This window comes from Curtobacterium sp. Arg-1 (assembly GCF_025643395.1).
Lineage (GTDB): Bacteria > Actinomycetota > Actinomycetes > Actinomycetales > Microbacteriaceae > Curtobacterium > Curtobacterium poinsettiae.
In genome coordinates, this window is the sequence record NZ_CP095731.1 from 2,337,066 (window position 1) to 2,363,323 (window position 26,258).

Here is a 26,258-nt window from a genome sequence, read left to right on the forward strand (position 1 = left end):
TTCCGACAACTCGACAAGTATTGCACAAGCCCTGCATCCGCACCAAAACGGGGCGTGTCGCCCGGGTGCGCCGTCGTGCTGCGCCCGGCATACGGCGCTCGCTGCACGTGCAGATTCCGACGGAACACCGGTCGAACGACGCGCGTTCTGTCGCAACATGCACACGCATCCGTTGCGTGCGCATCGATCGACGAAACACCCGTCGAACGACGCGCAGTCTGTCGCAACATGCGCACGCATCGGTCGCGCGGCCGTGGACGCGACCGCCCCTCGGACGGGAGGCGCGGGGCGGGCCCGCCACGGGCCTCCCGTCCGCCCGCGCGGTCAGATCGTGAGCGACTCCCCCGGCCGCAGCACGACGAGCGACCCCGCGGGTTCGACGGCCTCGCGCAGCCGCCCCGTGTGCATGTCGTAGCCGATGTCGGAGAGCGTGGCCTCGTGGATCGGGTACGCGCGGGACGGCGCGATCGCGGCGACGGCGTCCATCATCTCGCCGACCTTGAGCCACGGTGCCCCGACGGGCGCTGCGAGGACCTCGACGGGGACGCCCGGGTCCGTGTACGAGTCTCCCGGGTGGAACAGCCGGCCGTTCACGAGCACGCCGGTGTTGTCGACGATCGGCACCGAGGAGTGGATGAGCTGGTGTCGGGTGCCGTGGAAGGAGAGCTCGAACGGGCCGACGGTGCGGTGGTCGCCGTCGGTCACGACCTCGACCGCGATGCCGGAGTCGGCGAGCGCCGCGCGGACGCCTTCGGGGCCGAACACCACGGCATCGGGGTCGGCGGCGAGGATCCGGTGCAGCTGTTCGGGCGTGACGTGGTCCGGGTGCTCGTGGGTCACGACGACGGCGACGACACCCGTGACGTCGACCGGGCGGGTGAAGTTGCCCGGGTCGAGCACCAGGCGGGTGTTGCCCTCGGTGATGATCTGGCAGGCGTGTTCGAGTTTCGTGACCTCCATGCGGGCGAGGCTACGCCGAGCCGAGCCGAGCCGAGCCGAGCGAGGGAGGGCCGCGGGGGCTGCGTCGGCTCGGAACGACATCGCCGTTGTCGTGAGACATCGGGAACGTCGTTCCGAGTCGATCACGCCCACGCCCACGCCTACGCCGCCCACGCCCACGCCACCCACGCGCCGCCGACCTCACCCCGGCGGCGGCCCCGTCGACGCGCGGGCGACCAGGTGCGCCGGTGCCGCCGCGATCGGGCCGGCCACACCGCCGTCGACCTCGGCGAGCACCGCCCGCGCCGCGGTCCGCCCCTGGGCGACCGGGTCCTGCGCGACGGTGGTGAGTCCGACGGTGGCACCGAACTCGTGGCCGTCGATCCCCATCACGGACACGGCTTCGGGTACTGCGAGGCCGGCTCGGTGGGCGGCCAGCAGGACGCCGAGGGCCATCTCGTCCGAGGCGCAGAGCACCGCCGTCGGTCGCGCGGTCGCCGGCTCGGCGAACAGCACGGCCCCGGCGGCGGTCCCACCGGCGAACGAGAACCGGCCGTCCAGGGACCACCGTTCCGGCACCGCGGACCCCGCCGACCGCATCGCGTCGAGGAACCCGTCCCGTCGCAGGTGCGGCACGGCGACGTTCAGGCCGGCCTCGTCCTGGCCGCCCACGTAGGCGATCCGCCGGTGGCCGAGGCCGTGCAGGTGCTCGACGGCGATCCGGGTGACCTCGCGGTCGTCGACGCCCACGTTCCGCAGGCCCGGTGCGGGGCCGCCGATGACGACCATGGGGTGCCGGCTGAGTTCGAGCTCGGCCCGTTCGGTGGCGTCGAGCACCAGGGAGAGCAGCACGAGGCCGTCGACGCGGTGGCGCAGCATCGAGCGCCGGAACGCCCGGTCGCGGTCGCCGCCCGGGCCGCCGAGGTTGTAGAGGACCAGGTCGTACCCGGCCTGGCGGAGCTCCGCGTCGACACCGCCGAGTGCCTTGACGTAGAACCAGCGGTCGAGGACGGGCACGACCACCCCGACGGCGCGCTGACGCCCGGTGGCGAGGCCGGCCGCCGCCGAACTCGGGACGTACCCGAGTTCGTCGGCGACCCGGCGCACCTCGTCGATCGTGGTGTCGGCCACGTTCGACATGCCGCGGAGCGCCCGCGACACCGTGGACTTCGACAGCCCCGTGACGGTCGCGATCTCCTGGATCCCCATCGGTGCGACCCGGGAGGCCCGTCAGCCGTCCGTCCCGTGCGTCACGTCCGCCGGTCGGTCGGCCGCAGTGCCGGGGGTTGCGTGCGCGACGGCCGCTGCGGCTCGACGGGCGCCGTGCGGCGCTCGACGACCGGCTGGTGCGAGCTCGTCCCACCCGCTGTGCCGGTGCACCCGCCCGTCCGCGGAGGGTCGTGGCCGACGCCGGTGGTCGTCGCCGCGCGCGGTGCGGAACCCAGCGATGGCGGGAGTGGCACCGACACCGTCGACCTCGGCGTGCCGGCGGAGCACCCGCACCCGCCAGCGGTCGAGGGCGACGACACCGAGCACGCACACCAGCAGGGTGAGCGCCCAGCCGAGTGCCGGTCGCCCGGTGAGCTCGCAGAACACCGTGACGCCGAGGAACAGCACGCCGAACATGCCGACGAAGCCGATGGATTCCTCGATGTGGGCGGTGGGACGGGTGGGTCCGCGCTGGGCCATGGCCGTCAGCCCTTCACGCCGCCGGCGGTGAGCCCCGCCACGATGCGCCGCTGGAAGATCAACACGAGGACCACGAGCGGTATCGTGACGATCGTGCCGGCGGCCATCACCGCCGTGTAGGGCTCCTGGTGCGGCTGCGACCCGGCGAACGAGGCGATCGCCACGGTCACCGGCTGTGTCGCGTCGCTCGAGAGCTGCGACGAGATGAGGTACTCGTTCCAGCTCGAGATGAACGCCAGGATCGCCGTGGTGAACACCGCGGGCGCCGCGAGCGGCAGGATGATCCGCCGGAACGCCTGCACCCGGGTGCACCCGTCGATGCGGGCAGCCTCTTCGAGGTCCCACGGCATCTCGCGGAAGAACGACGCGAGCGTGTACACGGTCAAGGGCAGCACGAACGAGATGCTCGGCAGGATGAGTGCCTGGTACGACCCCATCCAGCCGATGTCGGTGAACAGCTGGAACAGCGGCGAGATGAGGGCGACACCGGGGAACATCGACGCGGCCAGGATCGCACCGGCGATGAACGACTTGCCGCGGAACTCGAGCCGGGCCAGCGCGTACGCCGCCGTGGTGCCGACGAGCAGGGCGATGACGGTCACCGCGACGCCGATGAACACGCTGTTCAGGAGGGCTCTGCCGAGGTGGTTGCCCAGTGCCGTCGAGAACGCGGTCGCGTAGTTGTCGAGGGTCACGTGGGTGAACCACGGGGTGGCGTCGAACGTGTACCCGACCTCGCGGAAGCTCGTGACCACCATCCAGTAGAACGGCAGGAGGCACCAGACGGCGATGACGACGGCCTGCACGGCGGTCCGGAGCTTCGGGCCCGTCTCGCGTCGGACCCGCACGTCGGGACGGTCCGTCGCCCGGTCGCGGGTCGCGGTGGTGCGGCGGGGACGATCTGCTGCGAGGGTCACTTGAGTTCACCCTTCTGCTGGGCTGCCTGCGTCTGCACGACGTTCGCGCCGAGGAACCGGACGAAGACGAACGCGACGATGAAGACGATGAGGAACGTGATGGTGGACAGGGCGGATGCGGCGTTGAACCCCTGCCGGATCTGGTCGACGACCAGCACGGACAGCGACACGGTCGCGTTCCCGGAACCACCACCACCGCCGGTCATGATCGCGATGAGGTCGTAGATGCGCAGGGCATCGAGGACGCGGAACAGGATGGCGACCATCAGGGCCGGCCGGACGAGCGGCAGCGTGATGAGGAAGAAGCGTTGGAGCGTCGAAGCGCCGTCCATCTTCCCCGCCTCGTAGACGTCCTCGGGGATGAGCTGCAGGCCCGCGAGGATCAGCAGCGCCATGAACGGCGTCGTCTTCCAGGTGTCGGCGATGACGATGGCGAACCGTGACGCCCACTCGTCGGAGAACCAGAGGACCTGGTGCCCGATCACGTGGTTGAGCACGCCGTTCGCGTCGAAGATGAAGTACCAGAGCTTCGCGGTGACGGCGGTCGGGATCGCCCACGGCACCAGGATGGCGGCGCGGACGAGGGCGCGGCCCCTGAAGTTGCGGTTCATGATGATCGCCATCCACAGACCGATGACGGTCTCGAGGACCACGGTCACGATCGTGAAGAAGAACGTGTTCCCGAAGGCGACCCAGAACTGGGAGCCGAGGTTGCCGGGTGGGCACGCGACGTCCCCGCACCGCTGGCCGAGCCAGTGCACGTAGTTCGTGACGCCGGCGAAGCCGCCCTCGACGAACAGACCGGTCGCCTTGTCGAGGCCCTGGTCGAGCTGGAACGACTGGATGACCGCGCTGACCACGGGGTACCCGATGACGACCGCCAGGAGCACGATCGTCGGGCCGATGAGGTACACGGCCCACCGGCCGTGCTCGGCGTTGAGCCCGCCCTTGCGCCGCTGGGGCTTCGGTTCCGTGCCCGTCGGGTTCGGGACGGCTGCGGGGATCTCGGTTGCTGCTGACACGTGTCGGCCTCCTTGCCGGGGGTGTCGGAACGCAAGTGGGGACGGAGGGGAGGCCCGTGGCGGACCCGCCACGGGCCTCCTGTCCGGAAGGTGCGGCGGAAGCCGCGGTGCGGCCGCTAGCTCCCGCTGTCGGTCGCGGCCTTGAGGGCGTCCTGCATGTCCTTCATGGCTTCGTCGACCGACTTCGACCCCTTGAGCGCCGCGTAGGTGTTGTCCTGGATCGCCTTCGTGACGGCCGGGTAGAACGGCGTGACCGGGCGCGGCTCCGCCGACTCGATCGACTTGAGCAGCGTCGGCAGGTAGGGCAGCTGCTTCGTCAGCTCGGGGTCCGTGTAGAGGTCACCGACGACCGGTGCGAGCGAGCCCTGGGTCGCGAAGAACTTCTGCGTCTCGTCCGAGGTCAGGAACTCGAGGAAGTCGTGCGCCGTCGCCTTGTGCTTCGAGTACACGCTGATGGCCGCGTTGTGCCCACCGAGCGTCGAGGCTCCGACGCCGTCGGCACCGGGGATCGGCGCGATGCCGAAGGTGTCCTTGACCTTCGACGAGCCGTCGGTCTTGGCGAGGCTGTAGACGTAGGGCCAGTTGCGCAGGAACAGCAGCTTGCCGTCCTCGAACGCGGTGCGGCCCTGCTCCTCCTGGTAGGTGATCGCCTCGGCCGGGATGTTCCCGTCCTGGAACGCGTCGACCAGGTTCTGCAGACCGGCCTTCGCCTTGTCGGTGTCGACGTCGGGAGCACCGTCGCTGCCGAGCACCGAACCGCCGGAGCCGTTGATCGCCTCGGACGCGTTGACGGTGAGGCCCTCGTACTTCGCGAACTGCCCCGCGTAGCAACCGATGCCGGCGGCCTTCGCGATCGTGCAGTCGTCCATCATCTCCTTCCACGTGGTGGGAGGCGTCTTGACGAGGTCCTTGCGGTAGTAGAGCAGCGCGCCGTCCGAGGTCTGCGGCGCGGCGTAGAGGGTGTCGTTGTAGGTCGCGGTCTTCACCGTCGACGGCAGGAGCTTCGAGGTGTCGAGCTTCATCTCGCCGGTGAGCGGCGTGAGCCACTTCTTCGCGGCGAACTCGGCGGTCCAGACGACGTCCACGTCGACGACGTCGTAGTTCTCGTCCTTGGCCTGGAAGTGCTGCACCAGGTCGTCGTGCTGCTGGTCGGCCTGGTCGGACTGTTCCTTGAAGGTGACCTTCTCGTCCGGGTGGGCCTTGTTCCACTTCGCGATCAGCGGGCGGACGACGTTCGAGTTGTCCTTGCCCTGCACGTAGGTGATGGGTCCGCGGCTGTCCTGGCCGCTCTTGGCGTCGTCGTCCGCCGAACTGCCGCTCGAGCATCCGGTGAGCACGAGCCCGATGACCGCGACCCCCGCAACGGACGCGAACCGCACCCTGGCGCGTGTTGTCTTCACAGCGTTGTCTCCTCGTTGAGATCACCAGGACGGCTCGGTCGGAGCACGACACCGCTGCCCTGGAGCAGGCGACACTGCCTGCTGGAGGAGGAAGCTACGCCCGGTCCGACCGGAGCGCAACCGGTTGCATCGGATCCGTGACCTGAGCGTGACCCATGAGCTTCCCGTGTCTTCCTGGGTGAGCGCTCACCCTCGTCCGGGGCACACGCGCCGTGCGGAACCCCGCACGAACCCCGCCACTGCGCCGATCTCCCGTTGTCGGCCGCTCCGGGCCGTCGTAGCGTCCCGCACATGGCCATCCCCTCCACCGCCGCCACCGTGCCCGCACCGCGCCGGGTGATCGGCGTCGACCTCGACGCCCCGCTCCCCCGGCTCGTCGCCGACGAGACCAGCGAGTCCGCCATGGTGATCGGCTACCGCGGCGGCCACCCCACCGGCACGCTCGACGTGCTGCTCACCGACGACCCCGCCGACGCGGCCCGCGCGCTCGAGGCCCTGCAGGAGACCGTGCTGGCCGACGTCCCCGTCGTGGCCGACGAGGACCTGCCGACCATCTCGGTCGTGGTGTCCACCGTCGTCGACCGCGTCGAGGACCTCGGCAAGCTGCTCGACGTCCTCGAGCACCTGGACTACCCGCGGCACGAGGTCATCCTCGTCGACAACCGGGTGCGCGTCCCCGCCGGTGACGCGCTGCCCGCGATGCTGGCCGGGCGGGACGTCCGCCTGGTCGAGGAACGTCGCCCGGGCCTGTCCGCCGGTCGCAACGCCGGTGTCGCCGCCGCGACCGGCGACGTGATCGCCTTCACCGACGACGACGTCCGCGTCGACCCGCAGTGGCTCCGCGCGATCGGTTCGCGGTTCGTCAGCGAGCCGGACCTGCAGGCCGTCACCGGCGTGATCCTGCCGAGCGAGCTGACCACCCCCGCGCAGATCTGGTACGAGGCGTACTACGGCGGGTTCAGCGCCGAGCGCACCTTCTCGCCCGTCACGATCGTCCCCGAGGACGTCCCCGGCACCATGCGGCACGCCCGCGTCCGTGCCCTCACCCCGTCGGGCCAGGTGCTCAAGCGCTTCGCCGTCTACGGCATCGGGGCGTACGGCGCCGGCGCGAACATGGCCTACCGACGCACCCTGATCGACACCGTCGGTGGCTTCGACCCCACGCTCGGCGCCGGCTCCCCCGCCCGCGGCGGTGAGGACCTGGCGATGTTCGTCGAGACGCTCTGGCGCGGCGGGAGGATCGGCTTCGAACCCCGCGCGGTCGTGCACCACCGGCACCGGCAGACCATCGAGGACCTGCACAAGCAGCTGCACGGCAACGGCGTCGGGTTCACCGCGCTGATGTTCGCGCTCGCCGCGAAGGACAAGCGGCACGTCGCCGTCCTCGCCCGCCTGATGCCGCTCGCCGCGAAGGTCAAGTCGAAGCAGATGGTGTCCCGTCTGGCCGGGCGCCGCGACGCCGCCACCGAGGTCACGAACGAGGCCTCGACCACACGCATCCCGAAGACCCTGGCGTACCACGAGCTGCGCGGCTTCCCCGCGGGTCCGGCCGCCTGGTTCCGGAGCCGTCGTCGCTGGCGCGACGTCGAGGCGGGACGGTTCCGGCCCTAGCCGGTCCCCCGCGCGGAACGGGAGGCCCGTGGCAGCGTCGCCACGGGCCTCCCGTCCGTTCTGCCGCGCACGCGGAACGCGACAGAGCACGCGTCGATCGACGCGTGCTCTGTCGCAAAGCCGGTGCCGGCGTGCCCGCGCCTCAGCGCGCGGTCAGCCGCCCGGCCAGGTACCGCCACGGCCCGCCCAGCGCGGCCACGAGTTCAGCGCGCTTCAGCCCGCGCGTCGCCTCGGTGAACTCGGCGTCCACGGGCCAGCCGCCGATCGCGTCGACCGGGCGATCGTCCGCTCCCTGCCCCAGGGCACCGAGCCGCCGCACCGCCCCGGCCGCCCGCCGCAGCACCGCGAACGCGGTCGACGGCCGCAGGACGAGCTTCGTCACCCACGCGCCGAGGCCCGTGCCGTAACCGATGGCCTGCGACCGCAGAGCGGCACGGTCCTTCCGGTGTTCGTGCCACACGACGGCCGAGGGCTCCACGGCGAGCGCCCCACCGGCGAGCAGGACCCGGGTGAACAGGTCGGGGTCCTCGCCGGCCCGGGCCCGGGTGCCGGGGCCGAGGGCGACGTCGAAGCCGCCGAGCTGGCGGACCGCGTCGCGGCGCACGGACATGTTGGCCCCCGTGCCGAAGGCCCCGACGGTGAACGGGAACAGGGGTTCGTCGACCGGAGGGCTCGCCGTGCGGAGGACCCGGCGCTCGAGGTTCCGGGCCCAGGTGACCCGCTCGTCGAAGTAGCGCTGCGTGGGGGTGCGGAGCTCGCCGCTCGGTACCAGTCCGGTGACGCACCAGACGTCGCTGTCCCGCTCGTAGGCGGCGGCGATGGCGGCCATCCAGCGCGGGTCGGCGACGACGTCGTCGTCGATGAAGGCGACGACCGTGCCGGACGCGAGCGCGAGGCCGGCGTTGCGGGCACGCGAGACTCCGGCGCGGGGCTCGAGGACGTAGTGCACCCGCGGGTCACCGAGCGCGGCGACGACGTCGCGCGTCCCGGTCGTGACCGGCGCGTTGTCGACGACGAACACCTCGAAGTCGTCGTACGCCGACGCCAGGACGGACCGGACGGCGCGGTCGAGTGACGCGGCGCGTTCGCGCGTGCCGATGACGACCGAGACGCGTGCGCCGGATGCGGGCGCGTCGACCGCGGGGCCCGGTGCCGGCAGTCGGCGCAGGACGGGTCCGAGCTCGGCCGGGTCCACCGCCCCGCCCTCGTCGACGCGCACGTCCACGAACCCGGCGACGTCGTCGCCGTCGCGGACCATCAGGCGTGCCCGGCGGAAGCCGGTGGCGCCGGCCAGCTGGACGGTGTCCGCGGCGAGCGCGGCGGACCGGTCGACGGCACCGACCCAGGCGGCTCCGGCCCAGGTGGGGGCGTGGGTCGAGGGCATCGCGGGCTCGAGTGTCAGGGCTCGGGCCGCGGTGGTGGTGTGGTCGGTCATGCTCGTCCCGTCGGGCCGCTCTCATCGGGTGGACCTGGCCATGGTCACCGGCCGACGACAGGGGGTCAACGGCGTTGCTCGGAGGATGCGGGGAGCCTGCGGTTTGCCGCCAGTAGAGTGGCGAACACGCCGGGCGATCGCCCCGGTGCGCACCGGCTGCCCGCCGAGCACGAGGAGGACGAATGCCCCAGGCTCGCACGACGGCCCGGCCCGGCCCGACCAGGCGTCCGCGGCCGCAGTTGCACCTGGTGCCCGAGACCTCGGGGGGTCTCCTCACGCTCGTGGCCGACGACGACGCGACCGAGTCCGGCTGCTCGAGCTGCGGGCACGCCGAAGGGGCGCACGAGCACTACCGTCCCGGCACCGACTGCGCCCTCTGCGACTGCCCGAAGTTCCGCCGCAGCCGCTGACCGGCCCCGCGTCCGATCGGTCCGAGCGGCCGGTCTGCGGGAAACCGCCGTTCCCCCGCACCCGCCCCTGACCGGCCTTGTCGGGGTTCCCGGGCCCGCTTAGCGTCGCGGACATGGCCATCTCCCCCACGCCGCTCGCGTGCATCGTCCTCGCCCACGAGGACCCGACGCACGTCCGTCGGCTCGTGGCGGCGCTCGACCCGTTCCCGGTGTTCCTGCACTGCGACGCGAGCACCGACGACGACGCGTTCGCAGCGATGACGGCCGACCTGCCCGAGCGGGTCCGCGTGCTGCCCCGGATGCGCACCGGCTGGGCGAAGTGGGAGAACGTCGCGGCCGAGGTCGCAGGCTACCGTGCTGCCCTCGCGGAGACCGACGCGACGCACGTGGCCGTGCTGACCGGCAGCGACTACCCGTTGGCCGGTGCCGCGGAGATCGCCGCGGTCATGGCGGCGAACCCCGGTCGGTCGTTCGTCGACGTGCAGCCGCTCCCGCACCCCGCGTGGGGTCGTGACGGTGGCCGTTCCCGCGTGCGTTTCCGGCACTGGGCGTGGCGGAAGCACATGCTGCGCCTGCCGATCCCCCGCAGGGCGCCGCGCGGCGTCGTGTTCGGCGGTGGCTCGCAGCTCAAGGTCCTGGCGCGGCACCATGCGCAGGGCGTCGTCGACGTGGTCGACGGCCGGCCGGACCTGGTGACCTTCTGGGAGCGTGTGTGGATCGGTGACGAGACCTTCGTGCCGTCGGTGTTGCTGACCCCCGCGTTCACCCCCGACTTCGCCGACGCCCACGTCGCGCACCCGCTGTGGTGGATCGGGTGGGACGGCACGAAGCAGAAGAGCCCGCCGTGGCTCGGGATCGAGGACGCCGGACGGGTGCTGGAACGCCGTGCCTCGGCCGACCAGTCCGCCCCGTTCCTGTTCGCCCGCAAGTTCTCGACGGAACGCAGCGGCGACCTGCTCGACGTCGTCGACGCCGCGTTCGGGCTGCGCACCGGTGCCCGACGCGACGACGAACCGGCGGTGGTGTCGCGGTGACCGTCCCCCAGACCCGACGCGAGGCCCGTGCAGCCGAGGCCGCCGTCGAGCAGCCCGCCTCGCCCGGAGCGCTCTCCACGGACACCGGTTCGACGGCGGTGGCCCGCGGCTCGTCGGTGCTGTTCGGACGCGGCCTGCTCTACGTCGTGGTGTGGTCGATGCAGCTCGTCGTGAGTTCGCTCATCTCGCCCGTGCTGGCGCACCTGATGCCACCGGCCGAGTTCGGTGTGCTGGCCTCGGCGATCGCGCTCTACCAGGCGCTCGTGGTCGTCGCGGTGTGCGGCATCGACCAGGCGGCGGTGCTGCAGCGGGCCGAGGACGGCGACGACCGACGGGCGCGCGGCCTGCTGTTCGTCGGCATGGTCACCGCCGTCACCGTCACGGTGTTCGCACTCGTCTCGATCCCGCTGTGGGGGGACGCCGCGGGCTTCGTCGACCAGCACCCGCTGCTCCTGGTGGCCGTCCTGTGGACCGGGCCCGCCGCGATCGTGCAGCTCTCCCTCGCCCTGCTGGTGGCACAGGACCGCATCCGGGTCTTCGCGGTGACGAGCCTGCTGTCGTCGGTCGGCGGGTCGGTCATCGGCCTCGGGCTGCTGGCCGCCGTGCACGCCGACGCCACCACCTACGCCTGGGGCGGCGTCGTCGCCCAGGGCGTCGCGATGGTCATCGGCATCGTCGCGACCAGGCCCCGGTTCCGTGGCCTGTTCGACCACCGCACCACCGCTCGCGCCTTCCGGCTGGGCGTCCCGATCGCGCTCGGCAGCCTGTCGTACTTCGTCCTGAACGCCGGCGACCGGCTCGTCGTGCAGCGCCTGCTCGGTGCCGACGAGGTCGCCCGCTACCAGATCGCCTACGTCGTCGGGTCCGCGGTCATCCTGCTGCTGACCTTCACGAACCAGGCGTGGGCGCCGCACTTCGCCGCCCTCCGCGACGCCGTCGCCCGTCGTCGGCTCGCGATGCACGCCCGCGACGAGCTCTACGTGCTCCTCGCCCCCGTGCTCCTCGCCGTGACGCTCGTGTCGCCCGTGGCCCTGCCGATCCTCGCGCCGGCCTCGTACCGCGTCGAGTCGCTCACCGTCGTCGTGTTCGTGGTCGCCCTGACCGCGTTCCCCGTGGTCGCGAGCGGCGCCACCGGCCGACTGCTGCTGGTGGAGCGCCGCGGCGTGACCGTGGGAGTGATCGGTGCGGTCGCCGGTGTCGTCAACATCGCCGCAAACCTGGTGCTCGTGCCGCTGACCGGCATCGTCGGCGCCGGCATCGCGACCGTGATCGCCTACGGGATCCTCGCCGTCCTGCAGCAGGCGGCGCTCCCGGACCGCCGCGAGTGGCGGGGGCCCGGACGCCGGGTGCTGCTGGCCGTCGGCATCGCCCTGGTGCTCGCCGCGGCGTCGCTGCTGGCACCGCAGGACCTCACCTGGAACATCGTCAGGGTCGTCGGTGTCGTCGCCTGCATGCCCTGGTTCTTCCGTCGACTGCAACTCGCCCGCGGAGGCTCGGCATGACCAGTCCCACCGCCCACCGCACACTCCGTGTCGTCGTCGCCACGAACGGGCTCACCATCACCGGCGGCGTCGAGCGCTGCGTCCTCGAGGACGTCGGCGAGCTCGTGTCCGCTGGGCACGACGTCGAGGTCTGGCACCGCCCTGCGCCGACCGGTCGCCCGGACGACGGCCGTGCGCCCTTCGACCGTCTCGGTGTCCGGCTCCGCCCAGCACGGGACTACTCCTTCTCGGTGCGGACCGCACCGCGGGACCTGCTGCGCTTCGTCGGCGAGGGCCTCCGCCTCCGCCGGTCCCGCCCCGACGTCCTCTGGCTGAACCGGCCGGAGTTCCTGCCGTGGGGCCGCGTCGTGTCGTTCGTGTCCGGCGTCCCCCTCGCGGTGCACCTGCACCACGCCCCGAACTACCGCCGCCTCGGGCCGTTCGCGGGGGGCCGGACGCGGTTCTTCGCGGTCTCCACCGCGATGGCGCGGGCCTGGACGGCAGCCGGGGCACCGGCCGACCGCATCGACGCGGTGCCGAACGGCGTCGACACCTCGGCCTTCCCGCTGGCCACGCCCGCCAGCACCCGCCGCGCCCGTGCGGCGCTCGGCATCGACGACGACCGCCCCGTGGTGCTCCACTACGGTCGCCTCACGCGTTCGAAGGGCGTGCTCGCCCTCCTGGAGGCCTGGGGGCGCGTCCACGCGTCGACCCGCGTCCTCGTCGGGCACGGCACACCGCCCGCCCCGGCCCCGGTGCTCGTCCTCGCCGGAGCGCTCTCCGCCGCCGACGCCCCCGCGGTGCGCCGCGCGATCGCGGCGCTGCCACCGGGGTCCGTCATCGTGGTGCCGGAGCGCGACGACGTCGTCCCCGTGCTGCACGCCGCCGACGTCGTGGTGGCGCCCTCCATCGAACCGGAGGGCTACGGCCGCGTCGTCGTCGAGGCGATGTCGACCGGCCGCCCCGTCGTCGCGGCCGCATCGGGCGGCACCGCCGAGATCCTGCGCGGCGAGTGGGCCCGGTTCACCGTCGAACCGACCGACACCGACGCGCTCGCCGACACGCTGATCGAGGCACTGCACGCGAGCGGCACCGAGCCAGGCCTGGCGGACCGCTGCCGAGCCTGGGTACGGGACCACCACGGCCGTGACCGTCACGTCGCGGCGCTGCTGCAGGCACTCCGCGACCACGCGGAGCACTGAGCGTCGACCACGCCCCGGTCTCGGTGCGGGGTCCGGAGCAGCTCAGTCGGTCGGGGCGTCGGACGGCAGCGTCGCCGCGGGCGCAGCCCCGGCAGACGGCACGTCGATGGTCAGCCAGTCGATGAGCAGCGAGCCCTCGGCGTCGGCGGGCGGGTCCCCACCGTTCGAGCCCGCCTGGACGACCAGGTGCATCGGTGCCGTCGGGATGTTCTCCGTCGTGGTGCCGACGACCTCGTCGTCGACCAGGAACGACATCCGCTCGGGCGTCCACTCGATCGTGTAGGTGTGCCAGTCGGCCAGCGAGGCCGAGGTCTGCTCGTGGACGCACTTCTCGGCCGGATCGGACAGGCAGTGCACGTTGAGCCAGGCCGGCGCACCGAGTGCCCCCTCCGGGAAGTCGATCTCACCGTCCGACCACAGGTTCTGATCGCTCCACAGCAGGACGGCGACGCCGTACCCGTCGACCTCGTCGCTCTTCATCCGGATGCTGTAGCGGCCGGAGGTCTGTCCGCCCCAGTGCCCGTCGACGAGCGGCACCACACCGCCGGCGAGCGGGACACCGGCGCTGGTGGTCCGGAGTCGCACGTCGAGCAGGCCGTCGTGCGTGGACAGCGTCGACGCCTGGTACCGCCCGGTCCCCGCGGTGTCCGCGAAGCCGTGGTACGCGACGAAGCGCTCGGCGTACCGCGACTCGAAGGTCCGGTTCGTGGCGGTGTCGGCGAAGTCCTCGCCGAACACCCGGGTCCACCCGGCCGGCTGGTCGGAGGGCATCGAGACGCCACTGGGATCGTCGAGGGTCACGTCGTCCCCGCTCGCGGTGGTGGTGGCGGTCGCGGTGCCGGCGACGATGCCGGCGGCGGCCAGGAGCGCACCGGCGGCGAAGGCGGCGCGTCGTGCGCGGCGGCGCGGCGGGCGGTGCCGGGACAGGCCGCGTCCGTGTGCCGGTGCCGCGCCGTTGGCCGACGCCGCGTCGTCGGCGACGTGTTCCGACCACGTGGGGCGGGCCTCCTGGCGGTCCCCCTGGTCGTCGGTCATCCGGTCGTCCAGGCGCGGAGCTCGGAGAGCCCGACGTTGCCGGTGCTGTCCGAGACGCCCGTCACCGTGAAGCGCACCCACGAGACGCTGCGCGGGGTGAAGTCGACGGTCAGGGCGTCGCCGCCGTCCGGCAGGGAACCGACCGCGACCTGACTGCCGTCCGAGAACGTCAGGATCCCGCTGGTGACCTGGTCGGCGCTGTTCGGACGGTCGTGCAGCACGATCCGGCCGAGGCGCTGCGAGGCGGCCCAGTCGAGCTGGATCCAGACGCCGGTCCGCCCCCACGGGGCGACCCACTCGGCGGTGGTGTCGGCGGGGTAGCCCGAGACGACCCCGTCGACCGCCTTGTCGACCGTCTGCCCGGTGGACGCGTCGTCCCACGCGGCCGTCGGCACGGCCGAGGCGGTGACGTCGGATGCCGTCGGCGTCGGATCCGGGGTCGGCGTCGGGGTCGGCGTCGGCGTCGGCGTCGGCGTCGGCGTCGGCGGCGGCTCCGGGGCGAACGCCCGGATCTCGGCCAGACCGACGTTCCGTGTCGTCCGGCTCACCGAGCCGACGGTGAACCGGACCCACGTGACGTGGCGCGCAGCGAACGCCACGCGCTGCACGGCACCGCCGTCGTCGAGCGCCGGGACGGCCACGCTCGAGCCGTCCGAGAAGGTCAGCGTGCCGCCGGTGACCCGGTCGTCCCCGTTCGGCCGGTCGGCGAGGTCGACCTCGTGCAACGTGGTACCCGCGGCCCAGTCGAGCTGGATCCACGTCCCGACGCCGCCCCACGGGGCAGCCCACTCGGCCGTCGGGGCGTCCGGGTAGCCGCTGACGACGCCGTCGACGGCCTTGGCGGCGGTCTGGCCGTCGGCCGGGTTCTCGGCGCTCGCCGTGACCGATGCGCCGGAGGTGACGTCGGTGCCGTGCTCGGGCAGCGGGTCCGTCGGCGGTTCGGTGGACGACCCGACGGTGTACTGCCGGCTCAGCCAGGAGCCCTCGGGGCGGGACGCGCACGCCGAGGTCGACGCGCAGGTCTCCCCGTCGTGCGCCGCGTAGGCGAAGAACGCCGCCGACTTGGCCGCGGTCTGTGCCGCCGTCAGGTTCGAGGGTCGGTCCGCGATCGGGTAGCCGAGGTACCCCGTGAAGGTGTGGGACGTCGCCGACGCGGCCTGGGCCTCGGCGGCCAGGTAGGCGACGGTGTGGTGGTCACTGTGGTCGCCGTCACCGTAGGACCCGCCGTGGTCGAGGGTGTGGACCTCGGTGGGCGCGTAGTCGGTGAACAGTCCGCCGACGGTCGCGCGCAGGTCGGCGAGGGAGTACGACGCCGGCTGCGACGCGTCAGCGACGGTGTGGATCGTCGGGATGTGGCCCTGGTACAGCTTCTCGAGGCTCTCGTCGTCGTCGGCCGCGAAGCCCGAACCGTCGACGTCGCCGTCCGGCAGCTGGAGGAACACCAGGCTGAGCGCCGGGTCGGTGGCCAGGGTCTCGGTGTGCAGTGTGCGTCCCGCGACGGTGGCCTGTCCGGTCGTCCAGACCGGGTCGACGCCGGCGATCTCGGCGTAGGACGCCATCAGCCCGTCCTGACGCGCCTGCCAGTACCAGGCGGGCTTGCCGGCGTCGCCAGCGGTGACGACCACGGAGCGGACGCACTTGCCCGCGTCGACGTCCGCACGGAGTTCGGTGCCGGAGAACAGCAGGTCGTCGTCGGCGTGCGCCACCAGGGTGAGGACACGACCGGCGCTGCAGTCGACACCGGCCGGGCCGGGCACCGCCGGACCACCGCCCTCGGAACGGCTGGTCGGCGTCGATGCCGAGGCCGCAGCACGCGTCGCGTCGAGGGCCGGGGCGGCGAGCGCCACCAGCGCGAGGACCGCCGCGGCGGACGCGGCACCGATGCGCCACGCCCGCCCGGTCCGCCGACGGTCAGTCCGCGGCATGCGCGAGGCCCGCCTGGGTGATCCGGTAGACCGTCGTGGTGCCGGAGCCCCACACACGCTTCCAGTACGGCGAGTCGGCCATGGCTGCCCGGACCCGCTGGTAGTCGACCTCGGTCTGGTACCCGTAGCGCTCGTCGTACGCGCCGAACGGCTCCGCGACCATGGCGTAGTACTGCGTGGCCGGCCACTCGAGCACCAGCGAACGGGTCATCTCGGAGACGTCGTCGACGGCGTCGTAGCCCCGGGGTCCCGGGTAGTCGCCGAGCACCTCGCGGGACAACCAGCCCACGTCGAAGTAGCGCGACCCGGTGTTGCTGGGGACGGCGTTCGCCGAACCGGTCAGCAGCATGACGGAACCCTTCGGGGCGGTGGCGTCGTAGAACTGCGTCGCGGCGGACTGGCTGCGCGGGGGCACGCGGTTCCAGTCGAGGGCGGTCTGGCCGAAGGCGCCGACGGCGACCATCGCGGCCACGGCGGCGGCGGCGAAGACGGCCGTGACCGCCGTCGGTCGGAAGGTGCGCTCGAGCAGCTCACCGGCCCACGCGAAGCGGCCGCTCGGCCTGGGCAGGCCGGCCGCCAGGATCGCGATCCATGGTGTCGCGAACAGCACGACCCGGAAGATGCCCTCCTGGCCGTAGTTCGTCGCGACGAGCAACGAGATCGGGCTCGCGGCGGCGGTGAGCAGGCCCCAGTGCACGCGGTCACGACGCATGAGCACGGTGAGCACCGCCACGAGGCCGAGCACGATGAGTGCCACGGCCGGCACGTCGAACGCGAGCCGGGTGACGAGCGGTTTCGGCAGCACCGTCATGTCGTGCGACGGCGGCTGCACGTTGTCGAGCACCTTGCCGACCGCCGCCAGGGACAGGAACTTGCCGAGCACGTCGCCGTTCAGCATCGCGAACCCGATCGCCGGCACGAGCACGACGACAGGCAGCCACCAGGGGCGGAGCAACCGGAACACGACGAGGGTCACGAGCGCCGCGACCGTCAGGTAGGGCGAGATCTGGTGGGTCACGACGAGCACGATGCCGATCGCCGTGATCGCGATGATCCGGGACAGGCCGACACGGCGTGGACGGAGCACGGTGGTCCGCAGGCCGTCGTCGGTGGTCACGGCGGTCCGGCGCAGCGGGCCGACGGCGAGCACCAGGATCACCAGGGACATCAGGATGCCGACGGACTGGGGCGAGAAGTACGTCGTGTTGAGCGAACCGGTCATCGCCGTCAGGAACGCGGCGATCCACGGACGACGGTTGCCCGGCAGCCAGTTGGCGGCCAGGACACCGACCGCGATCGTCGTGCTGAAGGCGAGCAGGACGGGGACCCACGCGGCGATGGTCATGGCGTTGTCGATGCCGCCGACGTCCGCGACCCAGGCGCCACCAGCGAACAGGCCGGACCACGTCTGGAAGATGTCGGCCGTGGGGTTCGTCCCGCCCCAGCGTCGGATGTACTCCAGGACTCCGATGTGCCGGGCGGCCGCCATCACGGTCGGCATGCCGTAGGTGATCGCCTGGGCGAGCTGGATGCTCCCACCGAGCACCACGACGGGGACCGCGAGTCCGCGGCCGCGCACCACGGCGACGACGGCGGCCGCGACGACGATCGCGAGGCCGATCACCAGGCCGGGGCCCAGCGATCCGAACAGGCCGTCGGGCACCGGATCGCCGACGTGGGTCAGCGCGGCGACGACGATGACGAGCAGACCGGCCACCGAAGCGGCGGTCACGGTGTGCGTCGGTGACCACCGGCGCGCCGGTGCGGCACCGTCGGTGGGCAGCAGGCGGGCGCGCCGGAGTTCGGCGAGGTCCCGCGGCACCGCGATCGCCAGGGCGAGGGCGGTGAGCACGACGACCCCGACGAACGGCACCGTCGGTTCCCAGATGCGGAACGTCGCCATCGTGTAGCCGATCGCGATCGTGCCGACCAGCGACGCCGTGACGGCGAAGACGCTGAACCGGGCGAGCGGCATCGGACGGACGAGCAGGAGCGGTGCGACACCGAGCAGCGCGAACAGGAAGACGCCGATCGCGCTCCCCCGCAGCACCGGCAGGTCACCGACGGCGCCGACGACCGCGACGAGCAGCGTCGCGGTGACGAGCCCCGCGGCGCTCAGCCGGGTGAGCGGCCCCATGGCGTCCGCCACCACCGGGCGGCCCGAGCGGGTACCGGCCAGGCCGTGCCGGAGCTCGTGACGACCGCGTGCGGTGCGGTCGATGGTGCCGCCACCCCGCAGGCGTTCGACGAGCGCCAGGACGGGTGCGGTGAGCACCGACCGTCGTTCGACGCCCCGCAGCCGCCGTTCGGTCGCGGCGAACTCCGCGTCGACCGGGTCCGTCGCGCGGGCCCGGTCCGTGCCGGTGTCCCCGGCGACGTCCGACGCACGGTCGCCCTGTTCGAGACCGAGCCGGGCGAAGGCGTTGATCGCCTCGGGGGCCGCGTCCACCGAAGCGGTGAAGGTGTCGCGGTCGAAGGCGTTCTTGGTCATCCAGGCTCCGAGTCCGTGGCCGTGGGCAGCGGCGGCCGCGCGGAGCGACGCGACGTCGTCCGCCGATCGCTGCCACGCGATGGCGGCCGGTTCGACGGCGATCGCGGATCCGGCGAACAGCAGTCGTGTGAAGAGGTCGAGGTCGTCGCCGCCACCGACGCTGGTGCCGGGACCGAAGGCGGTGTCGAACCCACCGATCCGGAGCGCGGCCGCACGGCGGACGGCGAGGTTCGCGCCGGTGCCGTACGCGGCGGCGGCGAAGGGGTGCAGCGGCAGGTCGTCCACCGCGTCGTCGAGCCGGAACACCCGACGACGGACGGTGCGCGCCCCCGGGGTGTGGGCGTCGTGCCAGCGCTGTGCCGGGGTGCGGAGTTCCGCACTCGGCACGAGACCGGTGACGCAGTCCACGTCGTCAGCGGCCGCGAAGGCACGGGCGACGGCGTCGACCCAGTCACCGTCGACGACGGCGCCTTCGTCGACGAACGCGACGACCTCGCCCGAGGCGGCGAGCAGACCGGCGTTCCGCGCGGCGGCGAGCCCCTCACCCGGCGCGGCGATGGTGGTGACCCGGCGTCCGCCGATGTCGACCGTCGCCACGCCCTCGTCGTCGGCACCGCGGGAGACGACCACGACGTCGAAGTCGGGGTACCGGTTCGCCAGCACCGAGCGCATGGTCGTGCCGGCGGCGCTGTCCGTGCAGAGCACCACGGTGACGGACGGCAGCACCAGACCTGCTGCCGGCCGACGCTCGGGGGCCGGCATGGGCCGGATCGCGCGCTGCAGCGCACGGACGTCGATCGTGCCGCCGATGCGGCGGCGTTCGGTGATCTCGGTCTCGACGAAGCCGAGCGGCTCACCGCGGTCGCGGACGAGCAGCCGGGCACGCCCGTACCCGGCCGATCCCTGCAGGGCGATGACGTCCCGGTGGCTCGACGCGTGCACGTCGGCCCGGTCCACCTCGCCGATCCAGAGCGCGCCGTCCCACGTGGGGACGAGCGGTCCGCTCACGATCGGCGAGAGGACCATCGCCAGGGTCGCGCGGGTCACGGCGTCCCCACCGTCTGCGGGAGCGGGGCGGGTGCCGGCGGGGTCCGCACGACGAGGGTGCCGAGGACCCGGCCGACGGCGTAGCCCGCGACCGTCGAGACGACGGAGAGCGCGATGGCGTACGCCCGCAGGCCTCCGCCACGACCGACGTGGCGGAGTTCCCGCAGCACGGCGCCCGGGATCACACGGGTCAGGTAGGTCGACTCGCTGGCGAGCGAGTCCCCCGTGCCGACCCGGCGGCTCAGGACGGCCTTCGAGATGCCCTCGTAGTAGCTGCGACGACGCAGGTACCGCATGGTGACACGGTCCGGTGAGACCCGGTGCGACACGTTCGACCGCGGTTCGTGGCGGATCCGCGCACCCGGACGGGCCTGGGCGATGCGGATGCAGAGCTCGGTCTCCTCGCACCCGAGCGGCTGGTTGCCGACCCGACCGATGCCGGAGCGGAACCCGCCCGCGAGCAGGATCGCGTCGCGGCGGAAGGCCATGCTCGAGCCGATCACGTTGCGGACGTCGCCGGGGGTCTCCGGCAGGCCGCGGTACGAGCAGCCGACGATCCAGAGCAGCTCGTCGGCGTACGGGCCGGCGCCGGTGGCGGTCGGCCAGGACGGGGTGGCGCGGCCCCCGACGCCGACGACCTCGGGGTCCTCGAGCGCGGTGAGCATGTGCCCGAGCCAGTCCGGGTCCGCCGTGGCGTCGTCGTCCAGGAACGCGACGACGTCGGCGTCCGTCAGGGCGACGCCCGTGTTCCGGGCACCGGACAGCCCGCGGTCCTCGGTGTTCGGGACGACGCGGAGTCCGGGCCAGCGGGCCGCGGCGCGCAGCAGGAGCTCGGGCTCGTGGTCGATCACGACGACGACCTCGGGCGCCTCGGGCTGACGCCTGGCCGACTCGACGCTGTCCTGCAGGTCGCCCCAGCGCTGCTGGGTGTAGGCGCAGATGACGACCGCGACGCTCGTCACGCGACGTCCTCTTCGAGGATGCCGGCGGTCGCGGCGACGGGGGTGCCGACCGGAGCGTGCCCGGCGGCGTGCACCGGAGCGTGCCCGGCGGCGTGCACCGGAGCGTGCCCGGCGGCGTGCACCGGAGCGTGCCCGGCGGCGTGCACCGGAGCGTGCCCGGCAACGAGCTGCTGGGCCGGCGGCACGACGCTCATCGCCGCCCGGCGGACCTCGGCACGGCCGATGGCGGCGCGACGGCGCTCGTGCATGATCGACTTCAGCACGCGGATCCCGTCGGTCACGGCGTTCAGGTTGCTGGAGCCGTGCACGCGGAGCTTCTCGTGGCTCGGCACCTCGGTGATCGCGAGTTCGGCGGCCGACCAGCGGCAGGTGAGGACGGTCTCGATCTCGAACCCGTCGCCCCACAGCATCGAGCCGTCGGCCGGCTTCGGCAGCTCGGACGACAGCAGACCGATCTCCGGCAGCACGTCGGCCCAGAAGGCGTTGTAGCCGTAGCAGAGGTCGCTGTAGCGGGTGCCGAGGATGACGTTGCAGAGCAGGTTCAGGCCGCGGTTGCCCATGTTGCGGACGATCGTGATGTCGTCGCTGCCGCCGCCGAGCGAGTACCGGGTGCCCTTCGCGACGTCGGCGCCCTCGACGAGTGCCTGGACGAACCGAGGGATCTCGTCGGGGTCCGCGGAGCAGTCGGCGTCGAACATCACGACGACGTCGCCGGTGACGGCCTCGAACCCGCACGCCAGGGCGTTGCCCTTGCCCTTGCGCGTCTGGTGCACGACGCGGATGCCGGGCATGACCCGCTGGGCCGTGGCGATCGTGTCGTCGACGGAGTTGCCGTCGACCAGGATCACCTCGTACACGGGCGGGAGCTTCGGGAGGATGATCTCGAGGTTGCGGGCCTCGTTCCGCGCCGGGATGACGACGGAGACCCTCGGGTCTGCAGGGCGGACGGTACGTACGGGCATGGCGCGGTCCTGTCGGGTCAGGGTTGCTGTCGGGTGGTGGCTCGTCGAGACGAGCGGTGCGTCCTCGGATGACGCCTCGACGACGGTGATCGTCGTCGGTCGAGCAGCGGGACGCGGGTACGACGCCGCCGGCTTGCCGCGGGTGAGTGGGTACTCTCCCCCGCGGTTCCAACCATCGCCGTGGCCGGCGGGAGGGTCAATGCACGCTGCGGTCCCTTGCGGACACCCGGGTGCGGATACGGAAACCCGCAACGCTCGCGCAGGTGGGCCGCCGGGCGCGGCGGCCGACGGGTGGTGGACGAGCCACGAGCGGACGGGAGGCGCGGTGCCGGCCGGCCCCGCGCCTCCCGTCCGCTTCCTGGTCGCGACCACCGCACCCGGTGCGCAGCCGCTCAGCTCCGGGGTGCGTGCTCCGTCGCGAACGCGGCCCGCAGCGCCGTCGCGAGGTCGGCGACGTGCGGTTCCCGCAGCAGCGAGCTGTGCTCGGCGGCGATCCGTACCGTCTCGGTCTCCCCGCGCAGCAGCGCGGACCAGCCGGCGGCGTCGGGGTTCGCGTCGGCGAGCACGTAGGTGGCGCGCCCGTGGAACGGCGTCGGGTGGTGCCGTCTGGTCACGAGCTCGGCCTGGTCGAAGAACGCGTCGAAGTGTCGCTGGCCGCCGTGACGCAGGACGCCGGCCGTGTAGGCCCGGAGGCGCTTGGCGACGTGGTCGCCCCACGACGTCCCGGACGGCAGCACGCGCCGGAGTGCCCCGTCCACGCGCTGCCGCACGGCCCGCACGGTGGGGTTGCGGTGCTCGCGCGGCTCGAGCCGACCGAAGTGCAGCCGAGCGGTGTCGGACCCGGTCCGCGGCAGGTACGTGTCGAGGAGCGCGAGGTGCTCGACCTGCTCGCCGCTCTCGGTGAGCAGCCGGGCGATCTCCAGCGCGACCAGTCCGCCGAGCGAGTGCCCGACGAGCACGTACGGTCCCCGGGGCTGGACGATGCGCATCAGGGCGACCCAGCGGCGGGCGCTCCGCTCGATGGTCCAGTCCGGCACCCCGCGGCGTTCGAGCCCGTGCTGCTGGAACGCGTACACGTCGTGCTCGGGCAGGTGGCGCGACAGCGGCAGGAACGTCAGCGCCAGGGCACCGCCACCCGCGAAGCAGAACACCGGCGGACGGCCGCCCTCGCGCGCCTCGGACACCTTCACGACGTCGGGGTGGCTCGGCAGCGCGCTCGTCCCGCTCCGCACACGGCGGGCGAAGGCGCGGAGCGTCGGGTGCTCGAGCACGTCGGACGAGCGCAGGTCGACCCCGAGCCGGTCCTGCACGACGGCGAGCATCTCCTCGGCGGACAGCGAGTCGCCGCCGAGCGCGGAGAAGTCCTCGTCCAGGTGCACGCCCCGCAGACCGAGCACCTCGGCCCAGATCTGCCCGACGACGAGCTCCCACTGGTCGTACTCACCCTCGACCATCTCGGTCTCGACGCTCGGCGCCCCGGGGAGTCCGGCCCGGTCGACCTTGCCGCGCTCGTTCCGGGGCAGCTCGGTCATCGGCACGATCGACGCCGGCACCATGTACTCGGGCAGGCGCTCACGGAGCGCCCGGCGGAGCGCGCCCGGTGCCAGGGTGCGGTGCCCCGGGCGACCGACCACGTAGGCGACGAGCCGGGTGACGGAACCGGGGTCGACCTGTGCCGTCACGACCGCGTCGTGCACCTCGGGGACCGCGCGGAGCGCCGCCTCGACCTCGCTCGGCTCGACCAGGTAGCCGCGGACCTTCACGGCGTCGTCGGACCGGCCGAGCAGCACGAGCCGGCCGTCGGGGTCGACGCGTGCCAGGTCGCCCTGCCGCCAGCTCGGGGTCCCGACGGGGATGCCGACGGCGGACTCGGCCTCGCCGGTGCGACCGTCCCGTTCGGCGGTCTTCTCCGGCGCGCCCCAGTAGCCCGCGGTCAGGGCGTCGGAGACGACGACGAGCTCGCCGGTCTCCCCCGGGTCGGCCCGGCTGCCGTCCTCACGGAGCACGAGCACGGTCTTGCCGGGCAGTGGCCACCCGGCGGGCACCACGCCCTCGGGCACCGGCTCGCCCGGGGCCACCGGGCAGTACGCGACGCATGCCGTCTCGCTCGAACCGAAGGCGTTCAGGAGCAGCGTGTCCGGGTCCAGGTGCGGTCGGGCTGCGGCGAGGTCGGCGCCGGTGACGGGTTCGCCCGTGGTCATCAGGAAGCGCAGGCCGCCGAGCACCGGTGCGGTCCCGGCTGCGGTCCCGTGCGCTCCGGGGGCGCTCTGCGACCCGACGATCGAGCGCAGCAGGTGCGGGGTGCAGACGAGCACGTTCACGCCGTCGTCGCGGAACCGTCCGAGCAGCCGTTCGACACCGAGGTCACGCGGCTCGAGCAGCACGATCGTGCCGCCGCACAGCAGTGTGTCGAACGAGAACAGCAGCCCGGCCGCGAACGACAGCGGCAGGACCACACCGAGGCGGTCGCCGGGGCCGAGGCCCAGGGCGAGGGCGTCCTGCTCGGCGTTGGCGATCTGCTGCCGGTGCGTCAGGACGACGCCCTTCGGCATGCCGGTCGAGCCCGAGGTGAAGACGATCGCGAAGGGGTCCCGCCCGCCGGGGGCGCCTGCGGTGTCCGTCGTGGGGGCACCACCGGGTGCGGTTGCGGTGTCCGTCGCAGGGGCATCGCCGGGTGCGCCCACGTCCAGCAGCTCGCCGAGTGCGTGCACGCGGCCGTCCCGCTCCGCGACGACACCGGCGGCCGGTGCCGCTCGTTCGGTGTCGGCCACGATCTCGTCGACTCCGGCGAGCCGGGCCACGTGCGCCAGCCGTGCGGCGGGCAGGTGGTCGTCGAGCACCACCACGGTCCGACCGGCACGCACCAGCGCCAGGATCCCGATCACGGCCTCGGTCGACTGTCCCGCCATCAGCCCGACCGGCTTCGACGCCCCGCCGGGGGTCTCGTCCACGCCGGCGCCGCTGTGGTCGTCGGGCCGGAGCGTCACGGTCAGGGCTGCGGCCAGCGCGCGGGACGCCCGGTCCGCCTGGGCGTAGGTGTACGGACGGCCGTTCCCCGCGAGCGCGGCGGCGTCGCCCCGGAGCGCCACCACGCGGTCCCAGCGGTCCAGCACGGAGTGGTCGGCCGCCGCGGGGACGGCGGTCGGGTGGTGCCAGGGATCGACGGTCGTCAGCGGGTCGGCGGAGGTCACGATGACACCTCGGGTGCTCGGCAGCGGACCGCCACGACTCCCGCGACGGTCTTCCGACCGTAGGACCGCGCTCCCCGCGCACGCGAGCAGGTGCCGGGTGGGTGCGGGGAACCGCAACCCGGCCTGGAGGCGCGGCCCGCGCCCGCCACGGAGGCTGCGGATCCGGATCGATCGGTCCACCGCCCTGGGCAGTTCTCGCGCAGCGGTGGCTCACCGCTCGGGGATCGTGCGGTTCCGCGCAACCGCCCCGCGGAACGAGAACAGCCCCCGGGAGATCCCGGGGGCTGTTCATCGAGTGCTGGGGTACCTGGACTCGAACCAAGAACGACGGTACCAGAAACCGCTGTGTTGCCAATTACACCATACCCCAAAAGGCCTGTCGGCCTTCTGGCCCGGTCACCCGGGGCACGATCAACTACTGTACAGCATCCCGGAGGTCCGTGAGACCACCAACCAGGTCTCGGTGCACGGCAGCAGCGGTCGCGGCTCCGTGCCCGGCGGCGACGATGAGCTGTTCCGGGCCGGGCGGCGTGACGTCTCCCACTGCGTAGAGCCCCGGGACCGATGTCCGGCCGACCCGGTCGACCACCAGGAGTCCCTGCGGGTCGCGCTGCAGGCCTCCGAGCGACCCGGGCGTGTCCGCGTCCGCGGTCGTCGTCGTGCTCCCACCGACGTTGGCGCTGGCGTTGGCCTTGGTGCTCTCGCTGGCGCTGGCGCTGGTGCTCTCGCCGGCGCTGGTGCCCGTGCTGGTGTGCAGCCAGTCGAGGTCCGCGTGCCACACCGGGCGGACGAACCCTCCGGCGCGTGGCTCGACGTGGCCGTCGGCGAGCCGGACGCCGGTCATCCCGGTGCGGTCCCCCTCCAGGTCCTCGACGGCCCGCTCGTCCACGACGACACCGGCCGCCGCCAAGCGTGCGCGACCCGCATCGTCGATCGGCGCGATGCCGTTCGTGTAGACGATCAGGTCGTCCGTCCACGACGCGATGAGCAGCGCGCGGTCGACCACGTCGTCGGTCTCGCAGATGAACGCGAGCGGCTGCCCTGCCTTGTCGTACGCATCGCACTCGACGCAGCTGTGCACCGCCGTGCCGTAGAACGCGCGGAGCATCGGCAGTGCCGGGAACTCCTCACGCAGCCCGGTGGCGACGACGACCGTCCGGGCGCGGGCGTCGAGTTCGGTGCCGCGCCACGAACCGTGCACCCGCCAGGTGTCCGTGTCGGGGTCCGGAGCCACCAGGTCGACGACGGACTGCACGACCGTCGCTTCCGGGTAGCCCTCGACCTCGGTCCGGCCGAGCTTCCGGAGCTCGAGCGGCGAGATGCCGTCCCGCGTCAGGAACCCGTGCGACCGCAGGGTGGCGGCGTTCCGGGGCCGATTCGCGTCGACGAGCAGCACGGTCCGCTTCGCCCGGACCAGGTTGAGCGCCGCGCTCAGGCCGGCCGGCCCGGCGCCGATGACCGCCACGTCGTGCACGATCGGCACGGCCTGCTCGGTGCTGCTCACG

At 73.0% G+C, this 26,258-nt stretch carries 19 protein-coding genes and 1 tRNA gene; 5 read left to right on the forward strand and 15 right to left on the reverse strand.

Translation table 11 applies throughout. The annotated features are described in order from the left end of the window. Window positions 1–324: 324 nt before the first annotated feature. The 6 genes from MXD64_RS11090 to MXD64_RS11115 all read right to left on the reverse strand — a co-directional run bounded on the left by MXD64_RS11090 (window position 325) and on the right by MXD64_RS11115 (window position 5,967). Window positions 325–960, reverse strand: a complete 636-nt coding sequence (locus tag MXD64_RS11090) for an MBL fold metallo-hydrolase (protein WP_194590453.1) — start codon at window positions 958–960, stop codon at window positions 325–327. A 180-nt stretch (window positions 961–1,140) separates the two neighbouring features. Continuing rightward, entirely contained in the window at window positions 1,141–2,148 is a 1,008-nt protein-coding gene (locus MXD64_RS11095; protein ID WP_263136431.1) for a LacI family DNA-binding transcriptional regulator, read from the reverse strand. Between the two features lie 21 nt (window positions 2,149–2,169). Beyond that, window positions 2,170–2,628 carry a hypothetical protein gene (locus MXD64_RS11100; RefSeq protein WP_017887133.1) on the reverse strand — a complete coding sequence of 153 codons (459 nt, stop codon included), beginning with the start codon at window positions 2,626–2,628 and terminating at the stop codon, window positions 2,170–2,172. Between the two features lie 5 nt (window positions 2,629–2,633). Beyond that, complete coding sequence (locus tag MXD64_RS11105) at window positions 2,634–3,476, reverse strand: carbohydrate ABC transporter permease (RefSeq protein ID WP_051067388.1); 843 nt, start codon at window positions 3,474–3,476, stop codon at window positions 2,634–2,636. A 65-nt stretch (window positions 3,477–3,541) separates the two neighbouring features. Further along, a complete protein-coding gene (locus MXD64_RS11110) occupies window positions 3,542–4,567 on the reverse strand; it encodes a carbohydrate ABC transporter permease (protein WP_017887131.1) in 1,026 nt (341 codons plus the stop codon). Between the two features lie 116 nt (window positions 4,568–4,683). After that, window positions 4,684–5,967: an ABC transporter substrate-binding protein gene (locus MXD64_RS11115; protein WP_040419670.1), complete on the reverse strand. Its 1,284-nt coding sequence runs from the start codon at window positions 5,965–5,967 to the stop codon at window positions 4,684–4,686. A gap of 291 nt (window positions 5,968–6,258) precedes the next feature. Between MXD64_RS11115 and MXD64_RS11120 the strand changes: the two genes are divergently transcribed. Next, window positions 6,259–7,578, forward strand: a complete 1,320-nt coding sequence (locus tag MXD64_RS11120) for a glycosyltransferase (RefSeq protein ID WP_263136432.1) — start codon at window positions 6,259–6,261, stop codon at window positions 7,576–7,578. Window positions 7,579–7,720: 142 nt separating this feature from the next. Here the strand turns inward: MXD64_RS11120 and MXD64_RS11125 are convergent, their stop codons facing one another. Then, on the reverse strand, window positions 7,721–9,013 hold the full coding sequence (locus MXD64_RS11125; RefSeq protein WP_056069007.1) for a glycosyltransferase: 1,293 nt from the start codon (window positions 9,011–9,013) through the stop codon (window positions 7,721–7,723). A gap of 182 nt (window positions 9,014–9,195) precedes the next feature. Between MXD64_RS11125 and MXD64_RS11130 the strand changes: the two genes are divergently transcribed. The 4 genes from MXD64_RS11130 (at window position 9,196) to MXD64_RS11145 (ending at window position 13,140) form a co-directional block, all read left to right on the forward strand. Further along, on the forward strand, window positions 9,196–9,423 hold the full coding sequence (locus MXD64_RS11130) for a hypothetical protein (RefSeq protein WP_263136433.1): 228 nt from the start codon (window positions 9,196–9,198) through the stop codon (window positions 9,421–9,423). Window positions 9,424–9,536: 113 nt separating this feature from the next. Further along, entirely contained in the window at window positions 9,537–10,457 is a 921-nt protein-coding gene (locus MXD64_RS11135) for a beta-1,6-N-acetylglucosaminyltransferase (RefSeq protein ID WP_259493901.1), read from the forward strand. Next, window positions 10,454–11,959 (forward strand): lipopolysaccharide biosynthesis protein, encoded by a 1,506-nt coding sequence (locus tag MXD64_RS11140; protein ID WP_017887125.1) that lies wholly within the window; start codon window positions 10,454–10,456, stop codon window positions 11,957–11,959. The genes MXD64_RS11135 and MXD64_RS11140 overlap by 4 nt, the downstream gene beginning before the upstream one ends. Next, complete coding sequence (locus tag MXD64_RS11145) at window positions 11,956–13,140, forward strand: glycosyltransferase family 4 protein (RefSeq protein ID WP_071251625.1); 1,185 nt, start codon at window positions 11,956–11,958, stop codon at window positions 13,138–13,140. The genes MXD64_RS11140 and MXD64_RS11145 overlap by 4 nt, the downstream gene beginning before the upstream one ends. Before the next feature lie 42 nt (window positions 13,141–13,182). Here the strand turns inward: MXD64_RS11145 and MXD64_RS11150 are convergent, their stop codons facing one another. The 8 genes from MXD64_RS11150 to MXD64_RS11185 all read right to left on the reverse strand — a co-directional run bounded on the left by MXD64_RS11150 (window position 13,183) and on the right by MXD64_RS11185 (window position 26,257). Further along, on the reverse strand, window positions 13,183–14,175 hold the full coding sequence (locus MXD64_RS11150) for a glycoside hydrolase family 16 protein (RefSeq protein ID WP_263136434.1): 993 nt from the start codon (window positions 14,173–14,175) through the stop codon (window positions 13,183–13,185). Beyond that, complete coding sequence (locus MXD64_RS11155) at window positions 14,172–16,100, reverse strand: DUF7402 domain-containing protein (protein WP_228500784.1); 1,929 nt, start codon at window positions 16,098–16,100, stop codon at window positions 14,172–14,174. Before MXD64_RS11155 ends, MXD64_RS11150 begins: the two co-directional genes overlap by 4 nt. Further along, a complete protein-coding gene (locus tag MXD64_RS11160) occupies window positions 16,087–19,638 on the reverse strand; it encodes a glycosyltransferase (RefSeq protein ID WP_263136435.1) in 3,552 nt (1,183 codons plus the stop codon). The genes MXD64_RS11155 and MXD64_RS11160 overlap by 14 nt, the downstream gene beginning before the upstream one ends. Next, a complete protein-coding gene (locus tag MXD64_RS11165) occupies window positions 19,635–20,600 on the reverse strand; it encodes a glycosyltransferase family 2 protein (protein WP_017887120.1) in 966 nt (321 codons plus the stop codon). The genes MXD64_RS11160 and MXD64_RS11165 overlap by 4 nt, the downstream gene beginning before the upstream one ends. After that, entirely contained in the window at window positions 20,597–21,562 is a 966-nt protein-coding gene (locus MXD64_RS11170) for a glycosyltransferase family 2 protein (RefSeq protein WP_056069023.1), read from the reverse strand. The genes MXD64_RS11165 and MXD64_RS11170 overlap by 4 nt, the downstream gene beginning before the upstream one ends. Window positions 21,563–21,954: 392 nt before the next feature. Beyond that, entirely contained in the window at window positions 21,955–24,753 is a 2,799-nt protein-coding gene (locus MXD64_RS11175; RefSeq protein ID WP_263136436.1) for an alpha/beta fold hydrolase, read from the reverse strand. Between the two features lie 298 nt (window positions 24,754–25,051). Beyond that, window positions 25,052–25,123, reverse strand: a tRNA-Gln gene (locus MXD64_RS11180). Window positions 25,124–25,168: 45 nt separating this feature from the next. After that, on the reverse strand, window positions 25,169–26,257 hold the full coding sequence (locus MXD64_RS11185) for an NAD(P)/FAD-dependent oxidoreductase (protein WP_263136437.1): 1,089 nt from the start codon (window positions 26,255–26,257) through the stop codon (window positions 25,169–25,171). Window position 26,258: the final 1 nt, after the last annotated feature.